14 protein-coding genes are annotated in these 16,017 nt (G+C 50.6%); 8 read left to right on the top strand and 6 right to left on the bottom strand.

Annotated elements, in window-relative coordinates:
* Positions 1 to 43: 43 nt before the first annotated feature.
* The 4 genes from HGH92_RS27700 (at position 44) to HGH92_RS27685 (ending at position 3,938) form a co-directional block, all read left to right on the top strand.
* Positions 44 to 985, top strand: coding sequence for an alpha/beta fold hydrolase (locus tag HGH92_RS27700; RefSeq protein WP_168874061.1), 942 nt, complete (start codon positions 44 to 46; stop codon positions 983 to 985).
* Positions 986 to 1,078: 93 nt separating this feature from the next.
* Positions 1,079 to 2,227: an FAD-dependent monooxygenase gene (locus tag HGH92_RS27695; protein WP_168874060.1), complete on the top strand. Its 1,149-nt coding sequence runs from the start codon at positions 1,079 to 1,081 to the stop codon at positions 2,225 to 2,227.
* Positions 2,228 to 2,380: 153 nt separating this feature from the next.
* Entirely contained in the window at positions 2,381 to 3,130 is a 750-nt protein-coding gene (locus tag HGH92_RS27690) for a hypothetical protein (RefSeq protein WP_168874059.1), read from the top strand.
* A 112-nt stretch (positions 3,131 to 3,242) separates the two neighbouring features.
* Entirely contained in the window at positions 3,243 to 3,938 is a 696-nt protein-coding gene (locus tag HGH92_RS27685) for a hypothetical protein (protein ID WP_168874058.1), read from the top strand.
* Positions 3,939 to 3,942: 4 nt separating this feature from the next.
* Here the strand turns inward: HGH92_RS27685 and HGH92_RS27680 are convergent, their stop codons facing one another.
* The 3 genes from HGH92_RS27680 to HGH92_RS27670 form a co-directional block, all read right to left on the bottom strand.
* On the bottom strand, positions 3,943 to 5,424 hold the full coding sequence (locus HGH92_RS27680) for a hypothetical protein (RefSeq protein WP_168874057.1): 1,482 nt from the start codon (positions 5,422 to 5,424) through the stop codon (positions 3,943 to 3,945).
* An 80-nt stretch (positions 5,425 to 5,504) separates the two neighbouring features.
* On the bottom strand, positions 5,505 to 6,062 hold the full coding sequence (locus tag HGH92_RS27675) for an SMI1/KNR4 family protein (RefSeq protein WP_168874056.1): 558 nt from the start codon (positions 6,060 to 6,062) through the stop codon (positions 5,505 to 5,507).
* A gap of 61 nt (positions 6,063 to 6,123) precedes the next feature.
* Entirely contained in the window at positions 6,124 to 7,350 is a 1,227-nt protein-coding gene (locus HGH92_RS27670) for a thioredoxin family protein (protein WP_168874055.1), read from the bottom strand.
* Positions 7,351 to 7,451: 101 nt separating this feature from the next.
* Between HGH92_RS27670 and HGH92_RS27665 the strand changes: the two genes are divergently transcribed.
* The 3 genes from HGH92_RS27665 (at position 7,452) to katG (ending at position 12,032) form a co-directional block, all read left to right on the top strand.
* A complete protein-coding gene (locus HGH92_RS27665; RefSeq protein WP_168874054.1) occupies positions 7,452 to 8,312 on the top strand; it encodes an AraC family transcriptional regulator in 861 nt (286 codons plus the stop codon).
* 81 nt (positions 8,313 to 8,393) lie between these two features.
* The gene (locus HGH92_RS27660; protein ID WP_168874053.1) at positions 8,394 to 9,542 is read left to right on the top strand and encodes an FAD-dependent oxidoreductase; all 1,149 of its coding nucleotides are present in this window, start codon (positions 8,394 to 8,396) and stop codon (positions 9,540 to 9,542) included.
* Between the two features lie 219 nt (positions 9,543 to 9,761).
* Positions 9,762 to 12,032 carry a catalase/peroxidase HPI gene (gene katG, locus HGH92_RS27655; RefSeq protein ID WP_168874052.1) on the top strand — a complete coding sequence of 757 codons (2,271 nt, stop codon included), beginning with the start codon at positions 9,762 to 9,764 and terminating at the stop codon, positions 12,030 to 12,032.
* A 53-nt stretch (positions 12,033 to 12,085) separates the two neighbouring features.
* Here katG and HGH92_RS27650 read toward each other — a convergent pair whose 3' ends face one another.
* On the bottom strand, positions 12,086 to 12,676 hold the full coding sequence (locus HGH92_RS27650) for a YdeI/OmpD-associated family protein (RefSeq protein WP_168874051.1): 591 nt from the start codon (positions 12,674 to 12,676) through the stop codon (positions 12,086 to 12,088).
* A gap of 203 nt (positions 12,677 to 12,879) precedes the next feature.
* Between HGH92_RS27650 and HGH92_RS27645 the strand changes: the two genes are divergently transcribed.
* A complete protein-coding gene (locus tag HGH92_RS27645) occupies positions 12,880 to 14,361 on the top strand; it encodes an FAD-binding oxidoreductase (RefSeq protein WP_168874050.1) in 1,482 nt (493 codons plus the stop codon).
* A gap of 79 nt (positions 14,362 to 14,440) precedes the next feature.
* On the opposite strand, the gene HGH92_RS27640 is transcribed toward HGH92_RS27645, so the two are convergent.
* Together HGH92_RS27640 and HGH92_RS27635 are read right to left on the bottom strand one after the other, a co-directional pair.
* On the bottom strand, positions 14,441 to 14,932 hold the full coding sequence (locus HGH92_RS27640) for a hypothetical protein (RefSeq protein ID WP_168874049.1): 492 nt from the start codon (positions 14,930 to 14,932) through the stop codon (positions 14,441 to 14,443).
* Between the two features lie 114 nt (positions 14,933 to 15,046).
* Complete coding sequence (locus HGH92_RS27635; RefSeq protein ID WP_168874048.1) at positions 15,047 to 15,865, bottom strand: alpha/beta hydrolase; 819 nt, start codon at positions 15,863 to 15,865, stop codon at positions 15,047 to 15,049.
* Positions 15,866 to 16,017: the final 152 nt, after the last annotated feature.

Here is a 16,017-nt window from a genome sequence, read left to right as displayed (position 1 = left end):
CACGCCAGGTGATTGTTTTAATTGCTGAACATCATTCTTTTAAATGAAATACGCTCTTCTCACCCTCTTGCTTTCGTTCCATGTGGCAGCGCATGCGCAATCACCACTTGATTATTATGATACGCTCCGGATCGGAGGCATACGGCAGGTTATCTCAGTAAAGGGAAATCCGGATGGTCCTCTGTTGCTGTTCCTGCATGGAGGGCCAGGCGAATCGCGTATGCCGCAGGCAGAAACGATCTCCCGGGAACTCCAGCCACATGCCCTCATTGTCATGTGGGACCAGCGGGAAACCGGTAAAACCCTGGCGTTAAATCGTGCACCCCTGCCCGTTACCCTGCAACAGGCAGAACAAGATACTTATGAACTGGTACAGGCCCTGCTACAGCGGTTCAAACGGCAAAAGCTCTATCTCATGGGCGAATCGTGGGGCACGGTACTTGGTTTCCATGTGGCAGCCACCCACCCTGAATTGTTGCAGGGCTTACTGGTGGTGTGCCCGGTGATCAACCAGGAACCCAGCGAAAAAATGGCGCTGGAAAAAATGAAAACATGGGCGAAGGAAAATAAAAATACCCTGGCCCTGCGCGAGTTAAGTGCCGTCAGAATTCCTTTCGCCAATAGCGACCAGCTGTATTATTCCCGGAAATGGATGCATGCCATGGACGGGCAACCTTATTCCGATACAACGATGGTACGGTCATACTTTGCCACGTGGTCACAAACCTGGTTGCCTCCCTGGAACGAAGCGGCTGCACAGAACCTGCTGACATCGTTGCCCCGTCTCCGTTGTCCCGTCTACTTCTTCCTGGGCGGGAAGGATTATCAGACCAATGCCCAAATTGCCAAAAGCTATTATCAGAAGCTGATCGCTCCCCGTAAAGAGTTATACTGGTTTAAAGACGCCACGCATATGGTGATGATCACAGAAGCCGATTCCATACAAAAGATCATCCGCGATAAAATACTTCAACCAGCCCGATAAATAATATTTCCTTTAAAGCCTTTTTCGAAGAAAATTCAATCCCGTTGCATGGTTTTCGAAAAAATTAGTACATTTGACCTAAATTAGTGTTTTATGAAAGCAATTATCATCGGGGGCGGTATAGGCGGCCTCACGACTGCCATTGCCTTGCAGCAACGGGGCTGGCATTACGAGGTATATGAAGCTGCGCCGGAATACAAAGCGGTAGGGGCCGGTATCCTGTTAGGGGCCAATGCCATGAAGGTATATCGACAGCTGGGCATAGCAGACGCATTGATATCACAGAGCGGACATTTGGAGCAACTGTACATAAAAGACTACAAGGGAAAAGTGCTGCAGCAAATTGACAACAACCTGTTACAACAACAGTATGGCTCCCGCAGCGTCCCCATACACCGGGCCACCCTTCAGGCCGCATTGCTGGGGTATCTTAATACACCTGTCAGAACAGGAAAAAAATGTATCGCCGTTGATGAGACGCAGAACGGCGTCATCGCCCGTTTTGAAGACGGCAGCGAAACCAAAGGCGACATCCTTATTGCTGCTGACGGTATCCGTTCCGCCGTACGTGAGCAATACATCGGTAGCCATGGCTATCGTTATTCAGGACAAACCTGCTGGCGTACGACCGTCACCATGAACCTCCCCATGGCAGAGCGTACCGTCACCTCCGAAGTATGGGGCGGCAAGGGCAACGGCGTCAGGGCTTCGTTTATGCATGTGGGTGGGGACCAGGTATATTTCTGGTTTACCAGAAGGCTGCCGGAAGGCACACCCCTGACCAACGATGAGGCATTGGCGCTGATACAACGGGAACTGTCAGGCTTCAGCGGACATATGAAGGAAGTCGTGGCCCACATTGACCCGTCAAAACTGATCCGTTCAGACCTTTATGACCTGGCGCCCACCCAAAACTGGCACAAAGGTCATGTAGTATTGCTGGGAGATGCTGCACACGCCACCACGCCTAACCTGGGCCAGGGCGCCAGTCAGGCCATCGAAGACGCATATGCACTGGCTGAGAGTCTCTTCCTCCACTATGCCCCTGATACGGCTTTCCGCCACTATGTAGCGAAACGGATGAAACGTGCCCATAAAATTGTGCGCATGTCGTGGCAGCTGGCGTTGCTGACCAACTGGCAAGGGAGCATTGCAGCAGGGCTTAGGAATTTCCTGGTACGCAACATGCCGGCCAGCACGACTAAACGTCAACTGGACTTTTTGTATAATATTGAACTGTAAATGCATGACCGAAAGTGCCGCCTCCCTCAACAACGTACGCCTATAAACGGAAAAAGCATGTGATGGAGGCAAGGTGGATAAGGATTATTTCGCACATGAGAACTTCGTGTTCTGTTTCATTTTGGTAACTTGTCTGTTCACAACCTTTACTATATGAAAAGCACATTCTTCATAGCAATACTGGTCATGGGACATCTTTCTGTGACCGCCCAGTCCACCAAATTATTTGATATTGTACATATCAATATCAAGGATACCACTCTTAGAAAGACTGAAAAGGATTTTATCCGTAAAACGCTCCATTTCTTTGAGGATGAAAATTATATAGTAAGAAAGACCTGTAGCGGAGAATGGGGCGGCACTATCGTTTTTAAAAGCAAAAAAACAGGAGTTGAATATGCATGTGGAGCCACATGTCCGGTTGTTGTCAATAAAATAGACAGGAGATATGTTGTTTCCAGCTCCCTTAATCACCTTTCTGGTATCTGCAGGGTTGTTCAAATCGACCATCCGGATTCCATGCAAATTTATGAGCCTTTTAAGCCCAAACAAAAAACCCGAAAAGGCCAAGTCATTATAAGATCTGCTGGTGATGATGAGTCCAGGTCATCCAAAGGTACCATAGCTCTTGCAGGTACGCTAGGTATGACCATCATCGTCAGCTTTCCCTATGAAGGGCAGCTCTATCATGTTACTTCGGATTACCGGCAGACCTATCTTTCAAAAATTGAAAACGGTAAATTTGTACATCTTGACACTATCTGTGACAAAAGCCTCTGGACATACGACGACACCGTTATTCAGACCGTTGACGGCCATTACATTGTCTTCTTTCATAATCATGTAACCCAAGGCTATCTGAACATATCTGGTGCTAAAATTGAAGTGAACACTTATCTGTGACCTTGCCTGTCAGTTATCTTACTTATATTAGCCCCGTTCCAAATATTCAGTTATGCGCCAGTGTGTTTTTGGTCATTTTCCATTTAGCAGCATTCTAGTACTTTTTGCAAGCGTGATGTACAGCCTTAGCAGCTGTGAAATCAAACCAGCAAAAAAGTCATCGTCGGCAAAACAAGACACGCTGCCAGCAAACCAACACATTGATCACGATACCCTGCTGACCACTATCAACCGCGATACGCTTCGTCTTACAAAAGAAGTATACAATACCGTTGCCGACTGTTTTCCTTCTTTGTTGTCCCCTTCCTACGCTACACATCCGGATGTATTGTATCTCTCCAGGAGTGGCAATACTGATGTATTTGAAAGCGAAGCAGGGCGCGATTATTTCTGTGAAGTTTATTATTTTTTTATGATGCAGCAACCCAAAGCCATTGCGCAGAATGCTGTCAGCCTGCAATTGCAGCAGCTATTTTCGGCCATCAATGACGTGGAAGGCAGGTTACATTGTGGCGGCACCTATTTTGGCCACCGCCACGAAAGGCTGCCTGCCTATGCAGTTTATGCGGCCTACTACTATCCTGAATACCAGACGGAGAAGACATACGATATTACGCCTCAGAAACGTCACTACATGGCCATGCTACGGCAAATGGCCACAGACGAGATGAGCATCGAAGATGATTGCGCCGGCGACCAGCAACGGGTTATACAGGAACAGCTGACCAACATCGACAAACTGATCACCGGTAAATTCTACCTGCAGCAATGCCTGACATTCCAACATCAAGGTTACGATTTTGAATAACCTGCTATTTCCCGCATTCAAACGTTTTCCATAGCTGGTCCATCTGCTGCCATACCGCGTGGCCGGCCGGGCGGGGCGACAGTTCCACAAATAGTGCTTTCCGCCGGGCCGCCGCGCAGTCTTTCACATGCAGGGCAACGTGTAGCCGTATGGGTTGTACGCCCATATAGTCCAGCATATCTATTTCACCGTTGAATGTTTGTGCATCGCCGGGAAGGCTTTTTACGGGCGTCAGCTGTACTTTCACCGGTACAACCTTATCTGCCGGTATTTTCCGGGGAGCAATATTACGGCCCACCAGTCCTTCGTAATATGTTTTCAAATAAGATTCAAGCGTGACTTTGTCCAGCTGCGGTTTTCCTTCCAGCCACCACAGAAAGCAGTAGCTCCAGTATTCTTCGCTTTTCTGATCTCCCCAGCCAGGTAAAAAGCGCAGGTCTTCATATCCCTGGTAACTGATGGCAGGTGCGAATTCTATCGGGAACTTCATCCTTTCCACCGCCCATCCGGCGGGTGTGCCCAGCTGATAGTTGCCCGGTACGTTTTCCGGAAGGAAATGCAGTTTACGCCGCATCCACTGCACCAGTTCCGTTTCATCCACGATGGACCAGGAATGGGGATTACGCTCCCCATTGGCATTGTAACCAGGCGATTTGGCCTGTACCAGTTCAGCGTCTTCGTTGCCCTGTTGCCGCAGGCGGCTGATCATTTCAGAGGCGGCAGCTGCATTGATATCATACAGACTGTTGCGTCTTTCTTTCATTTGCCAGCCCATGTCTATATCATGGTAGCTCCTGACTGCCATGTGTTGCAGGAAACGTTCGTTGCCCGGTGCTTCACTATCCATGTAAAACGGGGAAACGGCCACGTAACGCGGGAGATTGGCGGGCAGTTCCCCCAACTGGTCTGCCAGCATTTTTTTAATCATCTTTCCTTCATTGGTGCTTCTTGCGCTATAGTTCCTTTTGATGAATTTATCGTATCGCTGTAGCAGGTCCGGTACATCTACCGGCCCGTCCACTGAAAATACCGCCTGTGGCTGTACCGGGAAAACAGCCGGCTGCTCTTTACATAGTTCCGTGTACCGCAATGCCAGCGATCCTCCGGCAGAGAACCCGCCGATCACGAACCGGTCAGGCGCTACCTTGTACCGCTGCACTACGTCCCTCAGCACGGCGTTGAGCTTTTGCTGTAACTCGTCCGAGAGTATCAGGTTGGGGCCTCCGCCGACCGCGATGGTCAGTATATCATTGGTCCAGGCGATGTTCTGTAATTTGCTGGCAGCAAACACCGCTTCCGGAGGATCATTGAAGCCCGGCATCAGCACCATAACGCCCTGGATCTTGCCAGATGCAGGCCGCAAGGCGATATAATAACCGGTGGAAGAAGCGGTGGAATCCACCACTACCGGCTCAAACTGCTGGGAGAAGGCAGGAAGGGCCAAACAACAAAACAGGACTACACAACGGATAGTACGTGCAAGCATAAACGAGGATTTACCCTCAAATTAAAAACCGCTCTTCTAAAAGAATGTTAAATCCTGTAGCGCTGGATAATTTCGTTTGTCTATTTTACATGAAACTTCCTGGGATAGCCTTTTATAAAGTGTTCCAGGGTGAAGAAGTCGTCAAAAGAAGCCGGTGGGGTTTCTTCATAGTATTGATTAACGACCTGGAAGAAGCCTTCCAGATCAGGAGCGATCACGTTGCGGTCGTTGTCCCTGTGCCAGAACTCCACCAGTTGTCCTTTCGTGCCTGTGAAAACGCCGGCCATATCGTAACAGATATAATCACCGCCGCCGTTGTGGAAAATGGGAATCCAGGCGGCATTCCACCAGTTTTCCACCTCAAAATCATAGCCGATCATACCAGTCATTTCTTTTGCCACCTCCAGTGCTTCCTGCAGGGGCAGGAAACTGGAATTATTGACAAACGCCTCGTAGCAATCGTCCCTTTGCCCGTTCTTCCACTGATAAAGCGCTTTGAGGTCTTCCGGCAGGGTGATGGCATATGTCTTTTCCAGGGCGGCTATTGCGTCTGCCGTCAGCGGAGCATTCAGATGCGTATAAAGCTCCGGCCTTAATTGTGACAGGTGTTGGTCCAGCGTAGCTAACTGTTTCTGCATGATGTTATTGGATAACGGTTTTTCAAAATTACAGATAAGCGCTCACAGATAGTCTACAATATTATTTCTTTTTTTGTTCCAGTTCCTTTATCAAATCTGTAAATGGCTTTGTTCCCGGCATCAACGCATCACACCGTTTCGCCCAGAGCAAGGCATCCGCCAGTGCTTTATTTTCCGAAGGCGGCAACTGGGCGAAGGCTTGCGCAGCGGTATACAGCTGTTCAGTGATTTCCCTTGAATAAACTTTGGCGATGATTTGTTTTTCCTCAGCAAAGCCTGGTATTTTAGTACTGTCCCGGGCGCCGGTTAAGAAAGGTTGCATGATTTCATTATAGCGCCGTTTGTCTTCCGAACGGATGGAATCAATGGCAACGGCAAAGGGCCGCGCAGCCATAATGTAGCCGGCTTTCTTCAACAGGTCATAATCTCTGGTGAGACCGCTGTAAAGAAGGTCGAGGCGGTTCAGGAAGGCCTGTTGACCAGCATTGAGGCCGGCCAACTGCCGTCCGAATGCCGCCAGGGCATTATATTCCAGCAGCCGTTTCTCTTTTAACGCCAGGCCTGCGCCGTTTCTCACCAGCTTTTCAAAGAGACGGCCATTCACCTTCGCTTTGGCAGTATCACTTAGTTGCGGGTAGTGGCCCATCAGGTATATAGCAGCTGCGGAGCGTGTTCCATTCAGGTGCCGGGCCAAAAACAATAAAGTACTGTCATCTTCCAACACATTTAAAGGAATGGTTTTAAAGTACGCATCCAGCACTTCGCTGTTGTCCAGGTCGGCTTCCGCGAGGCGTTGGAGATAATGCCGCAGGAACCGGGGACTGCGGTCACCGTCTGCGAACAGTTTTTCCAGGTTTCCCGGATTATTTTTATCGGCGCCTGCCTGTACTGCCGCGTCTGCGAGCGCGATGAAAGGGTTTTTCTCTCTTTCGCCGGTCACCTTATGAACGACATATCCGCCGCTGTTCAGAAACAGAAACGTCGGATAGGCGCCAACGTTATACTTCCGTGACAACTCCACGCCCTCTCCTTTTTCTGCGTCCAGTTTATAGGCGATAAAATGCGTGGCATATTTCCGTGCCACGGCCGCATCGGTAAAGATCTCCCTGTCCATGTATTTGCAGGGGCCGCACCATTCCGTATATACATCCACAAATATCATCTTCTGCTGTTGGCGGGCTGCTTCCTGTACTTCTTTCCAGGAGCCTTTAAAAAACTGTATACCGCTTTGCGCCGATAAAGTCGGGGCCGCGAAAATCAGGGAACAAAAGATGAGCAACTTTTTCATCGTCGGGAAGGTATTATGGTGGAATCGCGGGTAAATATAGAAAAAACACCGGGAGCAAGTCAACAAAAAAAGCGGATCTTGCAACCGTAAAACGTTGCACGATGGGGCGTAAAAAGACGGTCATACCCATACATACACTGGAAACGGCCCATGGGGAAGGCATTGCCATACGGCGCCTGCGGGCGGCCGGTGCCGGAGATATTTATCAACCGGAGGCCCATCGGGACGATCACTATCTTTTCCTGTTGGTGGAAAGCGGCAGTTGCCGCTTTATGATCGACTTTGAGCAGTATGAGATCAGGCAGGGAGAAATTATCTACGTATATCCGGGACAGGTACATGCCTGTGTACATGCCGATCACGTACAGGCGACAGCGTTATCCCTGGCACCGGAGCAGATACCGGCTGTCTACAGCAGTGCGCTGGAGGCGGTCAATGGTATGCAGCAGCCGCTTCTCCCCGATATATCTTCTATTGGCATACTGACGCAAGGGCTGCAGCTGCTGGAACAATTGCTGGAACAACCGGCGGACCGGCCTTTCCGCCAGCAGATGTTGAACGGCGGCATCGATATATGCACCGGTATTATTACCGGCGCCTATAAAAATGCCCGGCAGGTAAACAATCCCGGCAGCAGGCCGGAAGCTATCATGCGCCAGTTCAAGGCTTTGCTGGTAAATAACTACCTGACTTTAAGGACCCCGTCGGCCTATGCCGCAGCGCTGCATATCTCCGCCACTTATCTCAGTGAAATCGTCACCGCGCAATCCGGCTTTACGGTCAACCACTGGATACATGAGCAACTGATGCTGGAAGCCAGGCGCCGGTTGTACCATACCGATGATACCATCAAAGAAATAGCCCATGGGCTGGGGTATGAAGACCATGCTTACTTCTCCCGCCTGTTCCGGAAAAAAACGGGTATTACTCCACAGCAGTTCCGCGCCCAATCCCGAAAATAGTACCAGCCATCCCCGTGTTTGTCCATTTTTTGCCATCGGTTTGTACCGGAGCTTTGCTGGCAAATACATACAACCATGGCAATGAAAGTAATAATTGCAGGCGCCGGCCTCGGTGGCCTTTGTCTGGCACAGGGCCTGAAAAAAGCCGGAATAGATTTTACCGTATTTGAAAAAGATGCCTCCTTCAACAGCAGGACACAAGGCTACCGTATCCGGATCGATTATGCCGGTCAGCAGTCGCTGGCAGCATGCCTTCCTGCAGACCTGTATGCCGCATTTGAAAACAGTGCTGCGCTGCCGGCGCCGGTGTACACAATGGACACGCGGATGCAGGCGCTGGAGAACAAATGGGTGGACCAGTGGATAAAAGATGAAAGAGAAATACCCGCCGATCTGAAAGCGGACCGTCATACCCTGCGGCGGGTGCTTATCACCCGCATTGAAGATCAGGTGGTATTTGACAAAGACCTTACCAGCTACCATGTGCAACCTGACCAACGCATACAATGTTTTTTTGCAGATGGGGAAACCATTACCGCAGATCTGTTGGTGATCGCCAATGGCGCCGCTTCTGCGCTTACGGGCAGCTGTTTTCCCGGCACCGGGTTGCATGACACCGGCAATGTGTGCATCTATGGAAAAGTGCAGTGGGACGAGCAGCGCCGGCAGCTGCTCTCTCCCGGCACCAGCGTTATTTTCGGGGAGAATATAGCGGGTATTATTGATGTGATGACATTTAACCGGGACCTTCATACCATTGTGACGCCACCGGAAGATTATCTCTATTGGGCGCTGATTGGGCAGCGCTGCAGTTTCGGGATGCAGCGCGATCAGTCACTGAGACTGTCTGTTGCAGAGCTGCAGGAAGCGATTACGCAGGCCACCAGTACTTTCCCTGCTGCCTTGGACCCGTTGTTCAGCGGTGCTGCTGTCACTGCCAGCGCTATTGTTCCCGTGCGGCATTCCGTACAGGGGCGGCGGGCAGGCCAGGCACCGGTGACCGTGATGGGCGATGCCATTCATACCATGAGCCCTGCCGCCGGACTGGGCGCCAATACGGCACTGCGTGATGCCGCCGCGCTGACAGCACACCTGAAAAAATCCATTGACGGTGGACTATCGCTAATGAGCACATTATTAAATTATGAAGACCAGATGCTGACCTACAGTGCTGAAGCCATTGCCGCATCAAAAAAGGGCAGCGCATTGCTTTACAACAGCGGGGAATAAATTGAAATTTAGTATATTTAGAAGTAGCACTCCGGAGACCGTGGCGTATTCTGTGTTATATAGATGTACCACAACCGGCGGCTTGTTCTACGAATAGGTTTTAACTATTAGATTATAGAACTAATTGATTTTTCCTATATCCCTGTTACCCGTACTTTTACCGACCACACCCTTACCGGTGTAAGCACATTATTCCTTCCATACCCAAAATTGAAACAAATGGAAAATGAAGTAAAAGACATCAGTAAATGCCCATTTCATAATGGCACGATGAAGCACAACGTTGGCGGTGGCGGCACCAGAAACCCCGACTGGTGGCCCAATCAGTTAAAAGTAAGTATCCTCCGTCAAAATTCGGCCTTGTCCAATCCGATGGAGAAAGATTTCGACTATGCCGAAGCCTTCAAAAGTCTTGACCTGGAAGCCGTAAAGAAAGACCTTCATGCGCTGATGACCGATTCTCAGGATTGGTGGCCGGCTGACTTCGGTCACTATGGTCCATTATTCATTCGTATGGCATGGCATAGTGCCGGCACCTATCGTGTGGGTGATGGCCGTGGTGGTGCGGGTGCAGGGCTGCAACGGTTTGCGCCGCTGAACAGCTGGCCCGACAATGTGAGCCTCGACAAGGCACGCAGGCTGCTGTGGCCTGTGAAACAAAAATATGGCAATAAACTTTCCTGGGCTGACCTGTTGATCCTTACCGGCAACGTAGCGCTGGAATCCATGGGCTTCAAAACATTTGGTTTTGCAGGCGGTCGTGAAGACGCATGGGAACCGGACGAATCAGTATACTGGGGCTCAGAAAGGACCTGGCTCGGCGGCGATATCCGTTACGCCCACGGTTCCCCCGGCGTGGTGGAGAACCACGGCGTGACTGTAACGGATGAAGATGCAGATGGCGATGTGCATGCTCGTAATCTCGAAAAACCACTGGCAGCCGTTCAGATGGGGCTCATTTATGTAAACCCTGAAGGCCCGGATGGCAACCCTGACCCCATAGCTGCCGCCAAAGATATCCGCGACACCTTCGGCCGCATGGCGATGAACGATGAAGAAACCGTTGCCCTGATTGCCGGTGGCCACAGTTTCGGTAAAACCCACGGTGCCGCTCCTGCCACCAACGTAGGCAAGGAACCCGAAGCCGCAGATATGGAATTACAGGGCCTTGGCTGGGCCAACAGCCATGGTACCGGCAAAGGCGCCGATACCATCACCAGCGGCCTGGAAGTAATATGGACCAAAACGCCCACACAGTGGAGCAATAACTTCTTTGAGAACCTGTTCAACTACGAATGGCAACTCACCAAAAGCCCGGCCGGCGCGCACCAGTGGGTGGCAAAAAATGCCGACAGCATCATCCCCGACGCTTACGACGGCAGCAAAAAGCACCTGCCTACCATGCTTACCACCGATCTTTCCCTTCGGTTTGACCCGGTGTACGAGAAGATCTCCCGGCGATTCCTGGAGAACCCGGACCAGTTTGCAGATGCTTTCGCAAGGGCATGGTTTAAACTGACCCATCGTGATATGGGGCCGCGCAGCCGTTACCTCGGCGCCGATGTGCCGGCAGAAGTACTGCTCTGGCAAGATCCTATTCCTGAAGTGGACCATCCGCTGATCAATGAGCAGGACGTCGCAGCGCTGAAAACAAAAATCCTCGCTTCCGGCCTCACTGTATCTGAACTGGTGTCCACTGCATGGGCCTCCGCCTCTACCTTCCGCGGTTCCGACAAACGCGGCGGCGCCAACGGCGCCCGTATCCGCCTGGCACCACAGAAATACTGGCAGGTCAACAATCCACCTCAACTGGATAAAGTACTGGGCCAACTGGAAACCATCCAGAAAGAATTCAACGGCACCGGTAAAAAAGTATCGCTGGCCGATCTGATCGTATTGGCTGGTTGCGCAGGGATTGAAAAAGCCGCCAAAGACGCGGGCCAGACAGTCACCGTACCATTTACACCCGGCCGCATGGACGCTTCCCAGGAACAGACAGACGTTGAATCAGCAGGTTTCCTGGAACCACTGGCAGATGGCTTCCGCAACTACCGCAAAGCTAAAATCCCGGTGTCCACCGAAGAACTGCTGATCGATAAAGCGCAGCTGCTCACCCTCACGGCCCCTGAACTGACCGTGCTGCTGGGCGGTCTGCGGGTGCTGAACATCAACTATGATGGCTCCAAACACGGTGTCTTCACCGACCGTCCGGGCCAGCTGACAAACGATTTCTTCGTCAACCTCCTTGATATGAGAACTGCGTGGAAAGCCACCGGTCCGGACAAGGAAGTGTATGAAGGCAGCGACCGCAGCACCGGAAAAGTAAAATGGACTGGCACCCGTGCAGACCTGGTATTCGGCGCCAATGCTGAACTGAGGGCCGTTGCGGAAGTATATGGCAGCGCAGACGGACAAACTAAATTTGTGAAAGACTTCGTGGCCGCATGGGATAAAGTGATGAATCTCGACCGGTTCGATTTACACAGATGATCTTTCTCATAAGAGCTAAAACAAAACAGCCTCCATCAGGAGGCTGTTTTGTTTTAGTCGTTTAATCCTTTCCCTGCAAGGATATGATCGATATATTTTTCGATCCTGGATATTCTTGTTTTGGACTGTTTGGCGGCTGAGAAATACAACAGATAACCTCTTTGGCGCCCTGGCGTCAGGGCTTCAAAGGCTTTTTTCAGCGCCGGCTTTTTATCCAGCAGCTGCTGAAACTCTTCCGGCATGTTAAACTCTTCTGTCTTTTTGTACTCCACCCTATAGCCGGCCTTTTCTATTTCTATGGCTTCATATACGTATGCCTTCAGGGCACGCGTCAACTTCACGATCTCACGCACATTGGTAAAACGGACCTGGCGGGTAGCCTGTACGTTTTCTGTCTGTATCACCAGGATACCTTCCGGGTCGGCCATCAGCGCACCTTTAAAGAACAATATGGCACAATACTCTTTGAAACCGTGCATCAAAACGATATTATTACCGTTGTATGTATAACAGGGTACGCCCCATTTTAATTCTTCCGTTAATTGACAATCAAGCAGGATTTCTCTCAGTTTTTCAAACTCTTCACGCCACTTGTCGGATCTTTCCATGAATGCATCGACTTTTTCTGCGCCGGTTTTTGCCATAGAAGTAGGTTTACGCTGGATTTTATGATTTGATTTCTGAACTGGTTTTCCTTCGCAATATAATCTGTATCCGGAAAATATGCAATTACAGGCATGTTCCGGAAAGCGTTTGTTAGTTTTCGGGCAATCCTTATCTTTATTTCATGGTCATGTGAACCATGTATTATCACCCTCGTCAAACATATCTTTGTTAAACTCATGCTATGGAAAAAATAACTCCTGAGGATATACGTTATTCCGACCTCGCGGACAAACGATTCAACAAACGTTTTGCAGGAAAGCCCGAATATATTGTTTTGCCGACCAGTACAGCGGAAGTGACAGCAGCGGTACAGGAAGCGGTGAACAGTAAACGACGGCTGGTAGTACGCAGCGGCGGGCATTGTCTCGAAGGCTTTGTGACAGACCCGGCCGTTCAGGTGCTGCTCGATATGTCGATGATGACCAACATCAGTTATGATACCGGTCGGGCTGCTTTTATGGTAGAAGCCGGCGCCACTGTTGGCGAAACTTACCGGAGGCTGTTTCTTGGCTGGGGCGTGGTATTGCCTGCCGGAGAACATCCTGGCATAGGCATGGGCGGGCACGTGGTGGGCGGCGCCTTTGGTTTTCTCTGCCGGGAATATGGCCTCGCAGCGGATTATCTTTACGGCGTGGAAGTGGTGACCGTAGATGCTTCAGGGAAAGCGCATGCCGTGATAGCCACCAGGGAAACCAATGACCCTAACCGGGAGCTTTGGTGGGCGCATACCGGCGCCGGCGGCGGCAACCTCGGTATCGTCACCCGCTACTGGTTACGCTCTCCGGATGCCATTGGCAATGATCCTTATACCGCGTTGCCTAAAGCACCGTCCTCCATCACTACCTTCAGGGTATCGTGGGACTGGAAACAGGTAGATGAAGGAGCTTTTAACCGCCTGGCAAAAAATTTCGGCACCTGGTGTCAGCAGAACAGTGGGGCCCACTCTCCCAGCCTTCCCTTGTTCAGTATACTTTTTTTGAACCATCGGAACATTGGTAAGCTGGAGATAAAAGGGCTGGTCACCGGAGCCAATGCCCGTCAGCTTATAGATGATCACCTGGCAGATATAGCCGTCCCCGTTGGCGTCCCGTATGCCTTACAGACAGAAGAAAGCCCCTGGCTGCGTTTTGCGCTCAATCCGTTCCCGGAGCTGTTTCAGCCGGGCATGGACAGTGTGGCCGCTAAAGTGAAGGATGCTTACTTCCGTCAACCGCTGACAGACAGCCAGGTGGCAACGGCTTACCGGTACCTGACCATAGAAGCGCCTATCGGCGGAGGTTTGGGCATGGCAACCTATGGGGGCAAAGTAAACGCCGTTGCACACGATGCCACGGCCACGGCTCAACGAAGCTGTATCATGGACGTGGCCTGCAATACCGGCTGGGTAGATCCGAAAAGCGCCGAGCCCAGTCTGGCCTGGGTACGTAATTTTTATAAAGACCTATTCGCCGGCTCCGGCGGTGTGCCGGTCCCCAATGAACAAACCGACGGCGCCATGATCAACCACCCTGACACGGACCTTGCCGACCCGGCATTGAACCAGTCAGGCACGCCGTGGTATACACTTTACTACAAAGACAACTACCCAAGATTGCAACAGGTGAAAGCCAAATGGGACCCGTTGAATATATTTCATCATGCATTGTCCATACAACCGGCATAAAACAGATAAGCGGTGTACCGACGTACACCGCTTGACTTATCTGCGATTATAAAGATCAGCTGACACCGCTGAAAATTATCTACTGCCCCTTGTAGGTGAAATTTTTGCTGTACGCGCCCGCGCCTGCTACGATCGTGGCAGTTTCGTTTGTCTGCACCTGACCGTTTATTTCAGCCTTATAGGTTAATACAATTGTCTCTCCGTCCATGTTCGTACAGTCCACGTGTAAAGAACCAAAATCAAAAGCTTTAACTGTTTCTAAAACATAGGTCTTGGTGCTTCCCAAAAACTTTTTATCGTCTACAACAACATTATCCTGATTCCCCTGGCCGTCGCCATTGACTTTCCATACGGGTGCGCCATATTGGCTGGCATCGTGATTGCCTGCCTGTGCAGAAAAGTCCAGGTTATCCATTTCAGAGACACCGGTAGCGGTAACCGTATATTTGATCGTTATCTTATTGGCTGAAGGAGCCGGATCATCCTTTTTACTGCAACCGGTAAAGGTAAAAGTGGCAACGGCAGCCAGGCACAGTCCCCAAACAATGTTTTTCGCTTTTTTAGTTCCCATTTATGTGTATTGAAGGTTAGAATGAATGTAGCAAAGGTAGGCTGGTGCTACACCCGTGACAATACCGGGAAACCAGCATTTTCCTTTACTGGTTTGGGGACTGGTGTCTGACTACTAACGGGGCGCTGTAAAGAACAGGTTAAACCACAAAACCTGGTATTTAGCGGCTTTCGACCAATAAGCATGATCATGCGCCCCTTCCGTTTCCATATAGGTATGCGCCACGTGATGCTTGTCCAGGTATTCGTGCAGCCGGCGGTTGTAAGCCAGGAAAGGATCTGCGGTACCGCACGTGATCATCAGCTGTTGCTGGCTGAATACAAAATACCGCGCATTGTCCAGCACATTATAATACTTCCATTTAGTACTGTCGGCCCCCACCAGTTTGTCAATACCGAAATCCATCACAAACGGCTTGAAGTCCACCGCGCCGCACATACTTCCCAGCGCACCAAAACTACCGGCGTGTTTCAGTCCCACATACAGCGCACCGTGGCCTCCCATGCTCCAGCCCATCAGGCCCCGCTGGTCGCGCGTGGCGATGGTAGGATAATGCTGGTCCACATAATTCACCAACTCCCCGCCCACAAACGTTTCATACTGACTGTCCTTTTTAACCGGGCTATTGATATACCAGCTGTCAAATCCGCCGTCGGGGATAACGAACAATATGCCATATTGATCTGCCATCTGAGGCAAAGACGGGATATCAGCTTTTAAAGTACGGTCCGGGTTACCGCTATATCCGTGCAAGACATATACCGTAGGGAAACGTTGGCCGGTCTTTGATGTCGCCGGGACCACCACCAGCGTGCGCACCGGTTTTCCCATAGCGTTGCTGAAAACAGCAAGGGTATCCACAGTGGCAGCCTTCACGTACACTACAGGCATTAGTACCAGCGCCAGCCACAGGGCGATGATTGATTGTTTCATATATTCTGTTTTAAAAGATGACAAAAAACAACCGTTCAATAACCTCCGAAACCCTTGGCCTCCGGAGGTTTTCAACAGCATGGGGCAAAACTAGAACGGTTGTCCGTCATAAACATTTACATATGTTGATGTCTGTAGATTTTTTTTAGCGT

It is taken from the genome of Chitinophaga varians, assembly GCF_012641275.1.
GTDB classification, from domain to species: Bacteria; Bacteroidota; Bacteroidia; order Chitinophagales; family Chitinophagaceae; genus Chitinophaga; species Chitinophaga varians_A.
Note: the sequence above shows the minus strand (reverse complement) of the source record. Positions and strands in the feature narration are given on the sequence as shown.

Coding starts and splice junctions, on each gene's coding strand:
- HGH92_RS27660 (WP_168874053.1), top strand. CDS start 8,394: ATGAAAGTAATAATTGCAGGCGCCGGCCTCGGTGGCCTTTGTCTGGCA.
- HGH92_RS27640 (WP_168874049.1), bottom strand. CDS start 14,932: ATGGGAACTAAAAAAGCGAAAAACATTGTTTGGGGACTGTGCCTGGCT.
- HGH92_RS27675 (WP_168874056.1), bottom strand. CDS start 6,062: ATGCAGAAACAGTTAGCTACGCTGGACCAACACCTGTCACAATTAAGG.
- HGH92_RS27665 (WP_168874054.1), top strand. CDS start 7,452: ATGGGGCGTAAAAAGACGGTCATACCCATACATACACTGGAAACGGCC.
- HGH92_RS27635 (WP_168874048.1), bottom strand. CDS start 15,865: ATGAAACAATCAATCATCGCCCTGTGGCTGGCGCTGGTACTAATGCCT.
- HGH92_RS27670 (WP_168874055.1), bottom strand. CDS start 7,350: ATGAAAAAGTTGCTCATCTTTTGTTCCCTGATTTTCGCGGCCCCGACT.
- katG (WP_168874052.1), top strand. CDS start 9,762: ATGGAAAATGAAGTAAAAGACATCAGTAAATGCCCATTTCATAATGGC.
- HGH92_RS27645 (WP_168874050.1), top strand. CDS start 12,880: ATGGAAAAAATAACTCCTGAGGATATACGTTATTCCGACCTCGCGGAC.
- HGH92_RS27695 (WP_168874060.1), top strand. CDS start 1,079: ATGAAAGCAATTATCATCGGGGGCGGTATAGGCGGCCTCACGACTGCC.
- HGH92_RS27690 (WP_168874059.1), top strand. CDS start 2,381: ATGAAAAGCACATTCTTCATAGCAATACTGGTCATGGGACATCTTTCT.
- HGH92_RS27700 (WP_168874061.1), top strand. CDS start 44: ATGAAATACGCTCTTCTCACCCTCTTGCTTTCGTTCCATGTGGCAGCG.
- HGH92_RS27650 (WP_168874051.1), bottom strand. CDS start 12,676: ATGGCAAAAACCGGCGCAGAAAAAGTCGATGCATTCATGGAAAGATCC.
- HGH92_RS27680 (WP_168874057.1), bottom strand. CDS start 5,424: ATGCTTGCACGTACTATCCGTTGTGTAGTCCTGTTTTGTTGTTTGGCC.